This is a genomic window from Thiolinea disciformis DSM 14473 (assembly GCF_000371925.1).
Classification (GTDB): Bacteria; Pseudomonadota; Gammaproteobacteria; order Thiotrichales; family Thiotrichaceae; genus Thiolinea; species Thiolinea disciformis.
Genome location: NZ_AQVE01000007.1, coordinates 73,222 through 90,136 on the forward strand (window position 1 = coordinate 73,222; position 16,915 = coordinate 90,136).

At 45.6% G+C, this 16,915-nt stretch carries 10 protein-coding genes; 6 read left to right on the plus strand and 4 right to left on the minus strand.

The window, feature by feature from the left end; all coding sequences use genetic code 11:
* The first annotated feature begins 54 nt into the window (after nucleotides 1-54).
* The 3 genes from mqo (at nucleotide 55) to rraA (ending at nucleotide 3,825) form a co-directional block, all read left to right on the plus strand.
* A complete protein-coding gene (gene mqo / locus A3IE_RS0107445; RefSeq protein WP_020394981.1) occupies nucleotides 55-1,551 on the plus strand; it encodes a malate dehydrogenase (quinone) in 1,497 nt (498 codons plus the stop codon).
* A gap of 366 nt (nucleotides 1,552-1,917) precedes the next feature.
* Nucleotides 1,918-3,225 (plus strand): isocitrate lyase, encoded by a 1,308-nt coding sequence (aceA, locus tag A3IE_RS0107450; RefSeq protein ID WP_020394982.1) that lies wholly within the window; start codon nucleotides 1,918-1,920, stop codon nucleotides 3,223-3,225.
* Nucleotides 3,226-3,336: 111 nt separating this feature from the next.
* Nucleotides 3,337-3,825, plus strand: coding sequence for a ribonuclease E activity regulator RraA (rraA, locus tag A3IE_RS0107455; RefSeq protein WP_020394983.1), 489 nt, complete (start codon nucleotides 3,337-3,339; stop codon nucleotides 3,823-3,825).
* A 337-nt stretch (nucleotides 3,826-4,162) separates the two neighbouring features.
* On the opposite strand, the gene A3IE_RS0107460 is transcribed toward rraA, so the two are convergent.
* Nucleotides 4,163-5,140, minus strand: a complete 978-nt coding sequence (locus A3IE_RS0107460) for a hypothetical protein (RefSeq protein WP_157832849.1) — start codon at nucleotides 5,138-5,140, stop codon at nucleotides 4,163-4,165.
* A gap of 204 nt (nucleotides 5,141-5,344) precedes the next feature.
* Between A3IE_RS0107460 and A3IE_RS0107465 the strand changes: the two genes are divergently transcribed.
* The 3 genes from A3IE_RS0107465 (at nucleotide 5,345) to A3IE_RS22820 (ending at nucleotide 7,266) form a co-directional block, all read left to right on the plus strand.
* Complete coding sequence (locus tag A3IE_RS0107465) at nucleotides 5,345-6,457, plus strand: anthranilate phosphoribosyltransferase (RefSeq protein WP_020394985.1); 1,113 nt, start codon at nucleotides 5,345-5,347, stop codon at nucleotides 6,455-6,457.
* 37 nt (nucleotides 6,458-6,494) lie between these two features.
* Nucleotides 6,495-6,689 (plus strand): Alvin_2107 family globule sulfur oxidation protein, encoded by a 195-nt coding sequence (locus tag A3IE_RS0107470; protein WP_020394986.1) that lies wholly within the window; start codon nucleotides 6,495-6,497, stop codon nucleotides 6,687-6,689.
* Nucleotides 6,690-6,765: 76 nt separating this feature from the next.
* Nucleotides 6,766-7,266 (plus strand): DUF333 domain-containing protein, encoded by a 501-nt coding sequence (locus A3IE_RS22820; RefSeq protein WP_020394987.1) that lies wholly within the window; start codon nucleotides 6,766-6,768, stop codon nucleotides 7,264-7,266.
* 80 nt (nucleotides 7,267-7,346) lie between these two features.
* Here the strand turns inward: A3IE_RS22820 and A3IE_RS0107480 are convergent, their stop codons facing one another.
* From A3IE_RS0107480 to A3IE_RS0107490, 3 genes are read right to left on the minus strand one after another with little or no spacing between them, the layout of a single operon-like run.
* A complete protein-coding gene (locus tag A3IE_RS0107480) occupies nucleotides 7,347-8,636 on the minus strand; it encodes a reverse transcriptase domain-containing protein (protein ID WP_020394988.1) in 1,290 nt (429 codons plus the stop codon).
* A 3-nt stretch (nucleotides 8,637-8,639) separates the two neighbouring features.
* Nucleotides 8,640-10,463 carry a hypothetical protein gene (locus A3IE_RS0107485; protein WP_020394989.1) on the minus strand — a complete coding sequence of 608 codons (1,824 nt, stop codon included), beginning with the start codon at nucleotides 10,461-10,463 and terminating at the stop codon, nucleotides 8,640-8,642.
* Complete coding sequence (locus tag A3IE_RS0107490; RefSeq protein ID WP_020394990.1) at nucleotides 10,460-16,906, minus strand: HEAT repeat domain-containing protein; 6,447 nt, start codon at nucleotides 16,904-16,906, stop codon at nucleotides 10,460-10,462. Before A3IE_RS0107490 ends, A3IE_RS0107485 begins: the two co-directional genes overlap by 4 nt.
* Nucleotides 16,907-16,915: the final 9 nt, after the last annotated feature.

Genomic DNA, 16,915 nt, shown 5'->3' on the forward strand with positions numbered 1-16,915 from the left:
TAAGGTGTTAGGCCATTATTATTTGGACTTTCGTCGGCTAGGATATCCCCAACCATGACCACTAATCATGTAGATGTTTTGCTTGTAGGTGCTGGTATTATGAGTGCGACCTTAGGCACCTTACTCAAGCAAATGAATCCTTCCTTTAAAATGGCCATGGTCGAACAAATGGCCGACATTATGCAGGAAAGTAGTAGCGCTTGGCACAATGCGGGAACCGGTCATGCGGCTTATTGCGAATTAAATTACACCCCACAAGCTGCCGATGGCTCAATCAATTATGACAAAGCCTATTTTATTAATAGTGCTTTTGAGATGAGTTTGCAGTTTTGGGCTGCTTTAGTAAAGCAACAAGCTTTGCCGGAGCCATCCAATTTCATTAACCCTGTACCACATATGAGTTTTGTGTGGGGTGAGGAAAATGTAGCCTTCTTACGCAAGCGCTACGAGCATTTATCAAAACATCCTTTATTTAAGGGCATGGAATTTAGCGACGATCCAGCCGTGTTGCGTGAGTGGATTCCGTTAGTGATGGAGGGGCGTGATCCCCATCAGAAAGTCGCTGCGACGCGCATAGATCATGGCTCAGATGTGAATTTTGGTGCTGTTGGGCGCTATTTGGTACAAAACCTTCAGAAGTCACCCGACTTTCAATTGCATCTGAATTATGAAGTGCAAGGTATTGATAAACAAGCCGATGGTTCTTGGTTGATCAGGCCACGGAGTAACAGTGCCGAGCCTCCTGCCTCGATTAATGCGAAATTTGTATTCTTAGGTGGCGGCGGCGCTGCGCTGAATCTTTTACAAATGTCTGGCATTGAAGAGGGCTTAGGCTACGGCGGTTTTCCAGTGAGTGGGCAATGGCTGGTCTGTAATCGTGAGGACATCGTCCCTCAGCATTATGCTAAAGTGTATGGCAAAGCATCTATTGGCGCGCCGCCTATGTCTGTCCCACACTTAGATACACGCATCATTGACGGCAAGCGCGCACTTTTATTTGGACCATTTGCGGGTTTTACCACCAAATTCCTTAAACAAGGCTCGATCTTTGATTTATTTGCATCCATTCGTCCTTCCAATGTCGTGCCGATGGTGCGCGTAGGTTTGACCAGTATGGATTTAATCAAATACTTGGTGACAGAGGTTATGCAAACCCATGCCGCTCGTGTCAATGCCTTACGCGAGTACTACCCTAGTGCCAAAGCCGACGATTGGAAATTAGAAATCGCGGGTCAACGGGTACAAATTATTAAGAAAGATCCGAAAAAAGGTGGAAAACTTGAATTCGGTACAGAAGTTGTGACTGCTTCTGATAATAGTTTGGCGGTTTTACTGGGGGCATCGCCAGGAGCATCGGTTGCCGTCCAAGCCATGATGCAAATTGTTGAGCGTTGTTTCAAAGCCTCTTTGGCGACACCTGAGTGGCAGGATAAGCTTCATCAATTAGTGCCATCCTATGGCAAGTCCTTGGTAGATGATGAAGACTTGTTGCAGACTGTACGTCAATACACCTTATCTACTCTAAAGTTAGCGCCGGTTCAGCCTATCTAAGGAGATGTTTACTCTATAACTTATTGTTTTTAAAGTAGCCTTGCTAGCTGAAACGTTTAGCAAGGCTTTTTTTTATGTTAACCACTTGCCTGAATTAGTGTATTCATTTATTAGTAAGTTCTAAAGTGTACTACAATTTTTTTTAAGCTATTTTTTTGCTGCATCACACAAATTGAGAATTATCAAAAAAAATAAATATATTAATCAATAATTTAAATGGTTTAAATTAAGTTCTTAGTGAAACTTTCTCTTAATAGAATTTTCTTATGTATACAATCGAATTTTATTGATTGTCGACATAATCTAACTCACATACTATTCAGCAAGTAGATAAATTTTTGAATGTTTGATTTGAGGAACTGCATCATGAATCGTCAAGAGCAAATCGCTGCTTTAGAGAAAGATTGGGCAACCAATCCACGCTGGAAAAACGTTAAGCGTGGTTACAGTGCGGCTGACGTCGTGCGCTTACGTGGTTCTATGCAACCAGAGTATACTTTAGCGAAGCAAGGCGCTGAAAAATTATGGAAGCGTGTTAACGGTGAAGCTAAGAAAGGTTATGTGAATGCTTTCGGTGCGATCACTGCGGGTCAAGCGATGCAACAAGCTAAAGCTGGCTTAGAAGCGGTTTATCTTTCTGGTTGGCAGGTTGCCGCCGATGGTAATACCTCTGAAACCATGTACCCAGACCAATCGTTATACGCATACGATTCCGTACCTACTATGGTGCGTCGTATTAACAACACGTTCAAACGCGCTGACGAAATCCAATGGTCTCGTGGTATTAACCCAGGCGATAAAGAGTTCGTTGATTACTTCTTACCAATCGTGGCTGACGCTGAAGCGGGCTTCGGTGGTGTGTTAAATGCCTTTGAATTAATGAAGAACATGATCGCGGCAGGTGCTGCGGGCGTTCACTTTGAAGACCAATTAGCCGCTGTTAAAAAATGCGGTCACATGGGCGGTAAAGTATTAGTTCCAACCAATGAAGCGGTTGAGAAATTAATTGCTGCACGTTTTGCAGCGGACGTGATGGGTGTTCCTACTATCGTTTTAGCGCGTACTGATGCTGAAGCAGCTAATTTGTTAACTTCTGATCACGATGCAAACGACAAACCATTCTTAACGGGTGAGCGCACACAAGAAGGCTTCTACCGTGTGAAAAACGGTTTAGAGCAAGCCATCAGTCGTGGTATCGCTTATGCGCCTTATGCCGACTTAGTATGGTGTGAAACAGGTACACCTGATTTAGGTTTTGCACGTGAGTTTGCTCAAGCCGTTCAAGCTGCTTGCCCAGGTAAATTGTTATCTTATAACTGTTCACCTTCTTTCAACTGGAAGAAGAATTTAGATGACGTAACTATTGCTAAATTCCAAGATGAATTATCAGCGTTAGGTTATAAGTACCAATTCATTACCTTAGCTGGTATCCATATCAACTGGTTCAACACCTTCCAATTCGCGCACAACTATGCACGCGGCGAAGGTATGAAACACTATGTGAACATGGTTCAAGAACCAGAGTTTGCGGCTCGTGACAAAGGTTACACCTTCGTATCTCACCAACAAGAAGTTGGCGCTGGTTACTTCGATGACGTAACAACCGTTATCCAAGGTGGTTCTTCTAGCGTTAAAGCCTTAACAGGTTCTACTGAAGAAGAACAATTCCACTAAAATGCCTACATTCAAGCCAAGCCGGTTTGAATAAGCATTCGCTGTGAAAAAAGCCCGGCTCACTGTCGGGCTTTTTTATTACCCCTAAGCTAAAAGTTTAAAGGATTGACTATGACAGATTTTAAAACGGCTGATTTATTAGACGATCACGAAGATAAACCACTACAAGTAGTGCAACCTGGCTTTCATAACTTTGGTGGACGCAATAAGTTCGCGGGTGAAATCGTTACTATTAAAATTCACGAAGATAATTCCTTAGTCCGTGAATTCGTAGCAATGGAAGGCAAGGGTAAAGTACTAGTAGTTGATGGTGGTGGCTCAACTCGTTGTGCTTTATTAGGCGATATGTTGGCTGAGAAAGCAGCCAAAAATGGTTGGGAAGGCGTGATTGTTTACGGTTTAATCCGTGATTCCGTCGATATCAGCCAAATGGATATTGGCGTGAAAGCGTTAGGTACTATTCCATTAAAAAGCGTAAAGCGTGGTTTTGGCGTGAAGGGTGAGCCTGTGCATTTTCATGATGTGACCTTTACACAGGGTCAGTACATCTATTCGGATGAAGATGGGATTATTGTGTCGCCTGTTAAACTGGTCGATTAAAGTCGTCGTTCTTAAAAATAAGTTAGTCTGAAGTAAGGCTTTAAAAACTTTAGGAGTGCAAGCTAAGTCCCTCTCGACTTGCACTCCTGAAAATTATCTACTTAAAAACTCCGACCCTACAATCAATCTATCTACATAATCTCATCATTTTTAGATATGTACTAAGATTAGCTTAGTATTGCTCAATAGGTAGCGCCAGCCAAACGAGGTGGGCACGAGATTTAATATATTTCTGCCATGTAGGCGTTGATATATTTTATATCCGGCTTTAATCAGTAATTTCATGACAAGCTACCCTGATGCATCCTGTCAACAAGCCAATTCTATCAATGAGACTCTAACCTGCTGTTGTAGGGGTAGCGGGTGGAATAGGAACATAAATGGGATAAGGACGAAGTCTAGGCATCATACCCATTCCCATCATCATAGGATTCATCATCCCCATTCCCATCATAGGATTCATCATCCCCATTCCCATCATCATAGGATTCTGCATCATGGCAGCTTGACTAGGATCCATACCCTGAGGAGCGCCAGCACCTTGACCTTGCATCATGGCAGCTTGACGCGGGTCCATGCCTTGAGGGCCACCTTGCCCTTGCATCATGGCAGCTTGACGTGGATCCATACCTTGAGGGCCACCCTGTTGTTGCATCATTGCAGCCAGTTGACGCGGGTCCATGCCTTGAGGACCACCTTGCCCTTGCATCATGGCAGCTTGGCTAGGGTCCATGCCTTGAGGTCCACCTTGTTGTTGCATCATGGCAGCTTGACGTGGATCCATGCCTTGAGCGCCTTGCCCTTGCATCATGGCAGCTTGACGTGGATCCATGCCTTGAGCGCCTTGTTGTTGCATCATGGCAGCTTGACGCGGGTCTATGCCTTGAGGTCCACCTTGTTGTTGCATCATCGCAGCTAGTTGACGCGGATCCATATCTTGAGCGCCACCTTGCCCCTGTTCTTGCATCATGGCAGCTTGGCGAGGATCCATGCCTTGAGGTCCACCTTGTTGTTGCATCATCGCAGCCAGTTGACGCGGATCCATATCTTGAGCGCCACCTTGCCCTTGTAATGCACGGAGTTGGTTAGCATATTGTTCTCTATTAGATTGTTCAGAGCGCAATCTTTGGACTAGCTCACGAATAATGCCCATTAATTCTTGTCTGCTAGGCGAGCTTGACGCAGGGGTTTCGTCAAAAAGACTACTAGAGCGGCCAGTATATCTGGAAGGCAGTTCGCGGCTTGAATAACGAGAAGGCTCGCCTAACTCGTAACGACGAGATAGGCGCGGTTGTTCTGTATAGTAAGTGCTCATAGTGGTTTGTGTCCTTAAAATAAAAGGGGCGAACATCCAGCGTTCGTGTGTGCAGCATACGGCTATTAATACTGTATAAGGTGTTCTGGGAAAGATTGTCGGTGTGCTTGTTAAGATCAAAGGAAATTTAGTCAAGTCGTACCTCAACAGAGGTATTTTTTATTAGAGACTTGATTTTTAAACTGCCTGCCTATGGACTCAGTAATGAATGATACAAACTTAAAATTACATCTACGCCAATGTATTCAAAAGGTCGCGACTGGCCCCGAATACAGCAAAGATTTAACTTATGATGAAGCTTATTATGCGATGCGTCATTTGCTTGATCCCGAGGTTGATCCGGTTCAGGCAGCTATTTATTTAATTGCGCTACGCATGAAACGTGAAACCGATGAAGAAAATCGAGGCACGCTTCAGGCATTAATTGATACGGCTGAAATTAGAATTGCGAAAGTCGCGGAAATCATTGATTTATCCGATCCCTATGATGGTTATGCGCGTGGCGTTCCAGCTTCTAGTTTTGCACCTGCCGTATTTGCAGCTTTAGGTATTCCAACGGTATTGCATGGTTTAAAACAAGTGGGGCCAAAATATGGTGCGACCCACCATTTGATTCTAAAAGCTGCTGGATTAAGTGTAGATTTAACACCCGATCAGGCTCAGCAGCAATTAGAAAAGATTGGTTGGACTTATATTGATCAGGCACAATTTGCACCTCAATTATATGCTCTGGTGCCATTACGACAGCGTATGATTAAACGACAAGTCTTAACGACTGTTGAGACCTTATTAGCACCTATTCGTGGGAGCGAAAAAACCCATTATATTAGTGGTTATGTGCATCAAGCTTATCCGCCCATTTATGCCGCTTTAGCGAAACAAGCCGGTTTTGCTAGTGCTGCTTTTATTCGGGGTGTAGAAGGTGGGGTTATTCCTTCTTTACAACAAGCTGGAAAATTATTCTACTATCGGAATCCTGACGAGGCGTTACAGCAATTAAATATCGATCCACAAACCATTGGTATTGAAGCCACTACTCGTGCTATTCCTTTGCCAGAAAATTTACCAGCAGCCCCCATGATTAGTGATGAAATTGCTAGTATGGTGGATAGTGCCGCACTGGCTCAATCCTCAGCTAAACAAGGACTTGCGGCTTTGGCAGGTGAGCGCGGATTAATGTATGACAGTTTAGTTTATGTGTGTGCTATTGGTTTATTACACTTACAGCACTATGAAACTTTATTAGAAGCTGCCAATGCAGTACGTGTTGTTTTAGATAGCGGTAAAGCTTTAAAGCTATTTCGAGCGGCGGCTTAATTAAATCAAGCCATTTCATGAATTAAGAGAGGAAATTATGAATCAGCAATATTATGATGCTGTAGTAGCAATGGAAAAAGCAGGCGCCAACCCAGAGTTTGTGCAAGGGTGGCAAAATGGTTATTTATTTAACCCTATGCGCGAAGAACAGCGTTTAAATGAGGCTTATGAAGCGGGCTATGAAGCCGGAAAGTCCCGCGATACCAATGCGTATAAGGAATGGTTGGAATAATCTGAGATTAGAGTAAACGTCTATACGCAAGAGTGCCTAAGCGTTTAAACTGGGCCTTTTATTGAAGGAACAGTTTATGCGTGTTCATTTATTTGTAAAAACTATTGCTGCGTTAAGTTTATTAATGAGTTTTAATGCCGCTTATGCTTTAGCAAACCCAGCGAGTACTCATTGTATCAACAAAGGTGGCACACTTAAGATTGCCGACACCCCGCAGGGCCAAGTAGGTTATTGTACTTTGCCTGATAAAACGGTATGTGAAGAATGGGCATTTTTCCGTGGCCAGTGTCCTGCCGCTAAGTCTAAGCCGGTTAGACCTAACCAACCGGGCAGTTTTAACAATATTAGTACCAGTGATCCTGAAGTGCGTAAAGTCGCTAATTTTGCAGCACAACAAATCAGCCGTGGGAAAGCTACAGTCAAGCGTGTTATTCAAGCCAAGTCCCAAGTAGTGGCTGGCAAGAATTATCGCTTACTAATAGACTTAAGTAATGGTGGCCGTTATGCGGTGACTGTTTTTAAGCCTTTAGGTAATCGCCCCTTACAGCTCAGCTCCGTTAACCAATTGGCACATTAAATAGCAAAATCTTAAAAGTAGAATAAGTGCATCGCTTAGCGCTTATTCTACGATTTTTTTCCAAGTCTCAGCGTTTATGGTTATTGTTCTTGTTGCAATTGCCCCAACAAACCTAGACCTAATTCCCTATCCGTCATTGCAATATAAGCGGCATAGCCGCGTAAACGCTGGAGGCTTTCTCCTTCTGGCAAAACTTTACCTTGTTTGAGGTTATGAACAGCCGCCCGCATTTGTCGCTTCAACACACGACTAACACGTGGAGACTGTTCGCCATTTACCACTAATCCCGTTACTGTTTGCACAGCGCCTTGGCGAATGACTCGTGTTTTCTTGTCGTTTAAATCAAAACCCTCTTCACCTAGTACACGTTTTAAGGTTCCCAATAAACGGCTAATCTCAGCGGGATTTTTGCTAGTTGCAGGCAAACTGAAACTTAAATCATCGGCATAGCGAGTATAACGCCAGCCCGCTTTTTGTGCGAAACCAGTCAAACGCCGGTCCAAACGCAAGCACAGTACATTGGTCAATGCGGGGCTGGTTGGCGCACCTTGTGGCAAGCAACGATCCGCGAGAGCCACATACACTTGCTTACCTGCATGTTCAACAACTTCACGGGGTGATTCGGTACAGAGCAACGCCAGCAGTGTCGCGATTTGTTCTGGATAGCCTGCTTTACGAAATACGCCTTTCACACGCTTCCAGCTAATGCTTGGGAAGAAGTCTTTAATATCAACTTTTACTAAGACTTGGCTATTCGTGTGCTCAGCCGCGTTGGTAGCAATCGAGCGCCCAGCAATAAAACCGTGCGCTGAACCGTGTACGACTAAACGGTCGAGGATTTCATGCAGTATCCAATGCTGAGCTTGTTTTAATTTCGGCAACGGTGCCCAAATCGCGCGCAGCCCACCGGAACGCTTCGGAATTTCAAAGCGGGTATAATGACTTTTATCGGCGACTTCACGCTGATAACACAGCCAACGCAATTCATTCACCGAGAGCTTAAGGGCTTCACATAATTGCGGCACCTTGGTAATGGCGGGCAATTGATTTTCCAGTAGGCGCTTATTAGCATTGGGCACATCCCACTGGTCTTCGCTACTATCATCTGTCCAATAAATGCCTTCGCCCAAATGGACAATATGCTTGGCTTTGTAAGCTTGCCATGCCTCTTTATTCAGACGGCGCTGCTCAGCCGCTTCTTTTTTCAGCTCTTGACGGTATTTTTCTAGTTCCGTTTTGTTCATGTTATCGGTGGGACGACGCGCTACCATGAAACCATTTTTCTGCATCTGCTCGCGCACATAGGCATTCACGCTGCCGGCTTTTTCAATCGCCTGCCAAACTTGTTCGTAACGACTTAATTCACTCATGCTTCAGCCCTCAATAAAGCCGCTTAGTTCCAATTGTGCGATTTTGCCTAGATACGCATGGCGCGCTTCCTGCACGGAATTGAAGGCGAATTGCTGTTGTTTGTTTTGCTGATTTAACTCACGGCTAATCAACAAACGCTTTTGATTTAAAGTGACTTGAATTTGTTCTTGTTGTTGCTTATGGCGACGCGTAAGTAGGCGCGTTTCGTGGGTAATAATGCTCAAATTGCGATTAGCTTGCTGCTGGGCATAAGTAATACGCAGCGCAATCAAATGACTACAAGCACCTTGGCTCAAACCGTGGGTCATGATCTGATGGCACGAGCAAGAGGCTTTGCTGATTTGACCTTCCTCGGTGAGTTTGAGTTTGGCTAAATAATCGCGCTTGTCTTCTTTTACCGTAATGTCTGCCGCGATCTCCGTGCCTTCCAGTGGAATCACATTTAATTGCAACGGACGGATCGCTTTTTGACGTGCTACTAAATCATAAGCGAGTTTTTCAGCCGAGTGGCGGAATTGGAAATGCGCCATATCCAAAGGCTCTTGGGTGAGCGGACGATAGCGGTAGACATCATGTGCCAGATCATAAATCACCAAACCTTGCTGGCTGGCCTGTTGTAAAGCGGTACGACACACTTGTTCTGATAATTGCGTGTCTGCCGCTAAATCTTCTAAAGTGGCTACATAGGTTTTCTGCAAAGCGGCAACGACCGTTTTTAGTTCTTTTAGGGTTTCAGTCCGACGCGGTAAAAGTAAGTCAAAATTCAAAGCCTGTGACCAGTTACTGGCAGTGAAACCTGTTACAGCTAAGGTTAAGCTCATCCCTGCACCACTTAAGATCCAGAAGCTTGGCATCCCATTGCCCAACACTTGTACTTCAATCGTTTCAGCAAAGGGTAAAAAGCGCTTCAATAAGCTCAAACGTCGCCGCCCCCATAAACGAATGACTTTTGCCTGTTTGCCTTGATAAGGCTCAGCACTGCCTTCGATTACCACATCCTTCGGCTCTAACACTAAACGGGGCGGCTGATTGGGGACTAATTCAATGCGCAAGCCACGTTTCTTGCCTTTAATATCCGCGTGTAGGCGTAAATGGCGTAACGCGTTATACAGATCAATCGGCTTTAGGAAAAAGGTGTCGCTTGGTAGTTGTGAGGCGGATTGGACTTGTAACAAACCCCGAATCCACGTGTGTGGGACTTGAATACGTTTTTCGATGACTTCGGTATCGGGCAAAGCAGGAGCGGTTTCCGTTTTAAAATTTACAGCGTCTTTACCCACGGTAAAATGTGTGTCGCGAAAACTACGAATCTGCTCAATGCCCTGCGCGAGCTCTTGGCTGAAATCGATATGCGTTGTACCAAACTGAGTCTGGCCTTGGGTCTCGAAAAACGCATTATCTAAGGCAAGTGCAGCATAGCAGCCTTCGTCTTTACTGAAGACTTCGAGCAATAAACCATCGGGATGCACGCTAATAATCGGGTCGAGAATTAACCATGCTTGCGGGTCATTGCGTAAGAGCCAATCGAAATAAGCCCGATAAGCTTTGGCTAAGCCTTGATTTTGTGAGCTGCGGCGCATTTGCATGAATGCGGTATAAGCGGCGCGATCTTTTGGCACATAGCGATAATCACTACTCACAACTGCAAATAAAGTGGCTAAACCTTCGCGAAAGGCAATAGGCTGTTTGACCTTTCCGGCAAACTGCACTGCATCACGCTCTAAATGCGTGAATAATTCCACCGCGTCTTGGTGAAAATCGCTCGGCTGCTGATAGCGCAGAGTAAAGCTTTCAGTCGCTGGCACGGGATTAGTTTCAGTACTCATGCAGATGCTCCAGTAGTGGCCTTGGTTTGGCTCCGTTGCCAGCGACGTAAGGCACGATAGGCTGCTTTGCTAATATCCGCCGTATTCGCGGCGTCTTTAATGGCCTGTAAAGCGCTTTCAGCTTCCGGTGTCATCATCCGTGCTAGACCTTCAATCGCACCCAAACGCAAAGCTTCTTGCTGCTGTTTATCCTTGGCAATTTGTGCCAAGGTTTGCACTTCTTGTTTTGCAATCAAGATCGGCAATACTTGCGCTTGATGTGCTGAGCTGGCAGCGGCTTCCGATAAGGTATTGGCAAAATGCTCTTGTAATAAAATGTCCGGCTGGGCGACTAAACGTTGCCAATCAATCTTGGCTTTGGGCTGATGTTTGGCGAGTAACTGATTGGCTAAGGTGTTAACGGGTAAGACCGGTGAGTTTTGTAAGCTAGTTAAACTTTCTAATAGCGAAGGATCACTAAGCTTATCGACAGCTAAGAGTGCGGTCAGAATTTGGATTTGGAAGTGGCGTTTCGCTTGCTGTGTGGTCGTCAGTAACTGTAGTAAACGCGAGGCTTGTTGCTGGTGTTGAACCAAAGTCCATAACAGCTGATCGAGGGTTTTCACTAAGGCCGCTTCAGCTGCTTGACGGTTCTGATCAGCGGGATTTTGCTCTAAATACTGATAAGCGGTTTGCCAACGCACAAAATAGATTTCTAGCGTTTGCTCCAAACGAGTGCTCAAGGGTTTGGGAATCTTATCCATACGTCCAATCAAGCGTGCTACCCACTCAACGACTTCTGGCTTATTCGCTGCTAATAAATGCTCTAAATCAGTGATCTGGTAATCGCTACGACTGAGTAAACCTTGCCCTAATTGAGCAATAATCGTAGGCAGGGCTTCCTCATCCTGATGCGAGTAATCCACGCCAATCAATGTCAGCAAGATGGTGGTTGGTGCTGTCTCAATAATACGCTTGAGTAGTTTATCATCGATTTCTGGATAGAAACCTTGGAGCAAGGCATAATCCACTTCACTGGCGGCATCTTGATCAACTTTCCATAGCAAACGCGCCGTATTAAAGGCTGTTTCTACGACATCGCTCTCGTTAGCTTCTTCACGCAAGATTTTCAGTAAGAAAGCGCGTGTGGCTTCGGTATCGTGGTATTGCAGCAAATTTACCGCATGTACGCGATACTCACTGTAGCGCGCGCTATCCGCAGCATAATCTTGGATCAGCGTCCAAGCGTCTTGGGTATTAAACCAGCGCAAGCCATTCAAAGCATGTTTAGCCAAGTCTGAATAATAGTCGGCATTCAATAAACGCGATTTAATCTGCTTAAAGATGCGCTCCCCTTGCTCGGCTTTGCCCAAATGACCAATCGCTTCAATGGCGGCTTCGTGTAAGAAATGCTCCTTGTCTTCGGCCAATTTCAGCAATTTATCTAAGGCGCGCTCATCGCCAGATTTTCCTAAAGCGAGCGCCGCGCGCTTACGGAATTCATCATTTTTCTGATAATCCAATGCTGCCATCAGAATGCTAAAGCCTTGCTGATGACCACTATTCGCCAAACCTTCGGCGGCCAAGAACTGTACATTCAAATCTTTATGCGTAAGCATGGTCAGTAAGCCATTCACGCGACCCTCGCGTTTCAGGGCGCGGTGTGAAATCGCTTGTAACACGGGCGTGATTTGGGTGGTATCCAAAACTGGCAAAGCATCCGCTAAAGCTTTATCAGCGTCTTTGCTTTGCACCCAACCCAGTGCATAAGCTAAGCGCGTCGCATCATCTAAATGATTCAAACGAATCAGATGGTTAAATAGCTGAATCAACAAATCTTCATGACGCGGGAATTGTAACGTTAGCCAACGTTTATCGGCTGACTCATCCTGATAGTCTTCGATCGGCTGATCGAAGCCTGTAATACTAAGCAAGGTTTTAATAATCGCTTTAGCTTCTTTCGGCTGCTGCTCTAAGCGTTTCAAGAGTGGCTTAAATACTTCGACCGGACGTTGGCTGGCAATGACTTCATAAGCGTGATTCAGCAAATCAGCGCTCATGAATTCGGTATTGAGATAATGGACTAACCACTGGGCAGGTTCTGCAGTCGCTAATAAGCGCATCGCTTGTAAGACAGTGCGTTTTTGGGCATCGCTGCCACGCTTAAATAAACCCAGCAAGGCATTGAAGGCCTGAGGATGGTTGTGTTGGGCTAAGCTTTCTGCGGCTTTCAAGGCGACTGTTAAGACACTATTGCTGCTAGCTTCCACTAACAAAGGCTGCACGCCTGCATCGTGATAATGCGCCGCTAAGTCCCCCACTACTTGTAAGCGTAAAGCTTGATAATTCGAGTGCAGGGCAAAGGGTGCGGCTTTCACCAAACCGACATCACTGCTATACAATTTCCATGCTTCAGGCGCGAGAATTTCGTGATTACTAGCGATCAGGTTTTGCAATAATTGATGTGATTGTTTAAGCGGATAATGCTGAATCAGCAGTTCTAAACCTTTGCGCGCAATATCAGTACGCGGTGAGGTGGTGGCGGTATTACCCAAAACAGCCACATCCACCCCCATCGTTTGCAGGGTTTCGAAAGCAAATAAGCGTATGTCGACTTGCTCATGATTAAGTAAGGTCAGAAAGCTACTGACGACACTCTCATGCAGAGCTTTATCACCTTGAGCCAAATCGTGCAGACTGCGCAATGCTTTTAGCCGTGTGGCTGGCGAGTTATCTTGACGCACCAAACCTAAATAAGCGCCAAAAGCACATTGATTCCAGATTGTTTGTTGAGGTTTCGCCGTCGCAGGCTTGACCATTTTTGCTTCAGCCGCCTTGATCTCAGTGGCAAAACGCTTATCGAAAGCCTCGAAATGCAATAGCCATTCTTTGCCGGTCATGCGGGGTAAGTGCACTAAAATATCAAGTAGATAAGCTTTTAAATGACCACTGCCATACACCAAAATCGCGGCAATCTGTTGCAGTGTCGCCGTGTTGATATTCCAGCGTTTATCATGATCTTTAGCCTCGGTGCCTTGTTGCTGTTGCAGCCATCGTTCTACATAAGTCCAGCGTGCAGCTTCATCGCTATAGCGTACTAACAAATCCGCACAGAATTGCTGCAACTCAGGCTGATGTAAACTCAAAGCCCAAGTGCTTAATTCAGGCTCAGTGCCATATAAGAGAAATTCGTGGCTCGCCAGTGCTAACACTGCTGGGATAAAAGTTTGTGGGTTCTGCAGGAAGCCTTGCAGGTTAAGCGGTGTAGCGGTTTCCAAAGCTAATTGCGCAGCCAAACGCTGTTGGATGTTTAAGTGTTGCTCGACTAATTTAGTTTCTGCCAAGACTACTTTAGCTTGGGGCTCTGCTAATAAAGCTAAAGCTAAGCCTGCATTTACGCGTACCACTGGACGTTCATCGGCCTGTAAATCCAATAAAATCGGCAGGTGTTCAGCTCTCACTACATAAGGTAACGCTTTGGCTGCTACCTCCACCAGTGAGGGGTGTTTTGACTGTAAATAGCCTTGAATAGTTGAGAAGGCTTGTGCTTGGCCGGTAGACGCTAAGCCTGATAAAGCTTGTGCCGTAATCTGTAGCCATTGATCTTGTTCGGCTTTGAGACTTGGTTCGGGACGAGCCAGTAGATATTCTAAGGTTTTAAACGCCTCTAGATGCCCCCATTTGACCAAAGCATTAGCAGCAGCGACTTGAACATCCGCATAAGTGCTAGTTAAGGCTTGTACTAAAACACTTTGCTGATCGGCATCCACTAATAACTTAATCGCTAAATGGCGTAGTGATTCGTGCTCATCATTTAGCAATACTGGTAAATGCGCTTGATTCGCTTTGCTGGCATTCTTTTGAATATACAACAAGGCTTCGCTTTTGACATCCGTAAAGGCGCTTTTGACTGCGCTAGCCAAGGCCGCTTGGGTATTAATGCGCGTCTTTTCTGTTAACGCGAACTGTAAGGCTTGCAGGCGAATCTTAGCAAAGCGATTATTGAATAATTCCAATAACAGCGGCTCAACCCATGCTAAAGGCGGCAAAACGCGGGCTTTGGCTAACACCTCCATCAACACTTCACGATGCAGATTTTCGTAGCGGCTGGTGAGTAATAAGCGCAGGGTGTCTAGCTCTGAACCACCCAATTGGCGATTCAAACAAGCCTTAAAGGTTTCTTGGCGAATTGGCTCAAACGGATCATTCAGGGCTAATTGTAATAAATGCTGGGCGTGTTCAGCATCATTAGTGGGAGTAGCTTTAGAGTCCTGTGTACCCAATAACGCTGATTTTAGTGAGCCTAATAAGGATTTTTGCGGTTTATCGCCCGTTTCGGGGGCGGTCAAAATATCCAATAGGCTTTTTAAACTACGCGCATGAATATCTTGATACTGGGAGGAAAAGCCACGTTCTGTCGTTAGCAAGGCATTGGCTTGCAGTTTCTCTAAAGCCGTGAAAGCAGCATCGCGTACCTCTGGCTCTTTATCGTTCAGTAAAATTTCTAAACTAGGAATGCTATCGGCCTGATTAAGCCATGCAAAAGCACGTCCAACCCCCGCGCGAATCGCTTTATTCGGCTCTTGGCTTAGCACTAATAACATGCCAAAAGCGCGCTGATCTTGTAGCACCGCTAAGGCAAAGGCTGCCAAGAAACTAATATCCGCGTGGCGATTGCTCATCCCTTGCAAGAGCACATTGTAATCTGCGAATTCCAAGGCTTTAAGGAGTTTGGCTCTATCCTTACTGGAAGTCTTACTCGCCTTGGGCGTTTGCACCGTTCCGTCGCCAAGCAATTCAAAATCTTCTAATTCTTGCAATTGACGGGCGAGATCGGGTTCGAGTGCTTTTAAAGCTTGGGTCAGGTTCGTTTGACTTAAAATCGCAACCAAAAAAGCGGTATGGCGCAAGTTCACATCATTAGCGGATTGCGCCAGCAATAGCGCACGTTGCACCTCCATATCTTGCAGCAGCTGACGCTGATATAAACGAATCAGAGCCGCCCGTTGCAAATCCGCTTGTTCCAGCATTAATGCTTGTAAGGAAGCTTTCGGCGAAGCGCCATACACTTCCTCTAACAAACTCAAAGCCGTCAAACGTAAAGTGGCCTGCTTATGCCCCAGTGCTTGCACCAGCAGTTGCTCAGCACGGGGCTGATCTTTTGCCAGTACCGCCAAAACTTTTAGCGCTTCTTTGCCAATATCAAGCTGATTGGTTGCAAGTGCCACTTCATAGGGGCGTAAATCATCGGCGGGTACTTTACTTTCCCAAGCCTTGAACGCTTGTTGGCGTACCGTGTCGTGGCGTGTATCTTTGGTAGCGGCTTCTAATAAACTTAAAGCACGTGGATGTTTGGCTTTAGCCACCAGCTTAATGAGCTGCTCGCGCAAACCCCGATCCTGCTCATTCTTAAGCTGGTTATCCAATAAATCAAAAGCGCGTTTGTCATCATAATGTGCCAGCAACGCTAAGGCTTTTTCGCGCTCCAATGGGTCAGTACGTCCAGCAAAGTTTTTCGCCCACGCATAGCCATCATGAATCGTGGCTTTAATCTCAGTGAATTTTTCCTCTTCACTCAAGCCGACTATGGTTAGCGAGGCATCCGTTCCAGCCACCAAGAGTGCAGGCTTATCCAAGTATTGAATCAAGCCTAAATAAGCAATATCTGGCAAACCTTGTTTTAGGCTAGTCGGCTGCCCCCCGCTATAGGCCCACGCTTTGATACTTTTGTCCGACGCGCCGGTAAATAAACGCTCTTTACCAAGTAATAAGGCAGTAATCGGCGCTTCATGATTGCTGCTTTTACTCTTATCCAGCGGCTGTAAGCTGCCGCGTGCGTGCGTTAGAAACAGCTTTTTGTCTGCACCCGCAGAATAGAATTGCAATTCATGTTGGGAAAATAATAAAGCGCTTACTTGGCCTTGATGGATTGCACCTTCGCTTGATAACGCAAATTCACTAGCAGGCGTTTCAGCGTGATAAACCGCCACCTTTCCTTGGCGGAAACCCACTGCAAACCATAAGCCATCCGGGCTACTGGCTAAGGTGGTCGCAGTATCCGTGTGCTCAAAACTTTGCGTAATACTATTACTTGTTAAATCAACAATCTGTATCTGCTTGGCTTGCAAGACGGCTAAACGATTGTGCGCTAATAGTGCAAGTGCTAAGACTTCGCTTGGGCTAAAATCCACATTGCCTACCGCTTTAGCTTTGCCGTCTTTCACTCCGCTGTTGTAGAGTTTGCCATCCGTACCAGCGAGCCAAATCTGCTCGGTATTGCCAACTAAAGCCGTCGCGCCACAAGGCAAAGCTTCAGCCTGTAAATTAGTATATTCAGTGCTGGTATTTAAGCGATACAGTTCGGTTGCTTGATTTTCAGGATGTTTCGTCACAAAAACGCTGTGGTTTCCGACGCACACAAGCCCCTGAATGTGACCGCGATAGGTATGCAGTAAATTAATCATGACGCTTCC

Excerpts from the sequence above, each read along its gene's own strand:
- A3IE_RS0107465 (WP_020394985.1), top strand. The coding sequence starts at position 5,345 with ATGAATGATACAAACTTAAAATTACATCTACGCCAATGTATTCAAAAG.
- A3IE_RS22820 (WP_020394987.1), top strand. The coding sequence starts at position 6,766 with ATGCGTGTTCATTTATTTGTAAAAACTATTGCTGCGTTAAGTTTATTA.
- mqo (WP_020394981.1), top strand. The coding sequence starts at position 55 with ATGACCACTAATCATGTAGATGTTTTGCTTGTAGGTGCTGGTATTATG.
- rraA (WP_020394983.1), top strand. The coding sequence starts at position 3,337 with ATGACAGATTTTAAAACGGCTGATTTATTAGACGATCACGAAGATAAA.
- A3IE_RS0107485 (WP_020394989.1), bottom strand. The coding sequence starts at position 10,463 with ATGAGTACTGAAACTAATCCCGTGCCAGCGACTGAAAGCTTTACTCTG.
- aceA (WP_020394982.1), top strand. The coding sequence starts at position 1,918 with ATGAATCGTCAAGAGCAAATCGCTGCTTTAGAGAAAGATTGGGCAACC.
- A3IE_RS0107470 (WP_020394986.1), top strand. The coding sequence starts at position 6,495 with ATGAATCAGCAATATTATGATGCTGTAGTAGCAATGGAAAAAGCAGGC.
- A3IE_RS0107480 (WP_020394988.1), bottom strand. The coding sequence starts at position 8,636 with ATGAGTGAATTAAGTCGTTACGAACAAGTTTGGCAGGCGATTGAAAAA.
- A3IE_RS0107490 (WP_020394990.1), bottom strand. The coding sequence starts at position 16,906 with ATGATTAATTTACTGCATACCTATCGCGGTCACATTCAGGGGCTTGTG.
- A3IE_RS0107460 (WP_157832849.1), bottom strand. The coding sequence starts at position 5,140 with ATGAGCACTTACTATACAGAACAACCGCGCCTATCTCGTCGTTACGAG.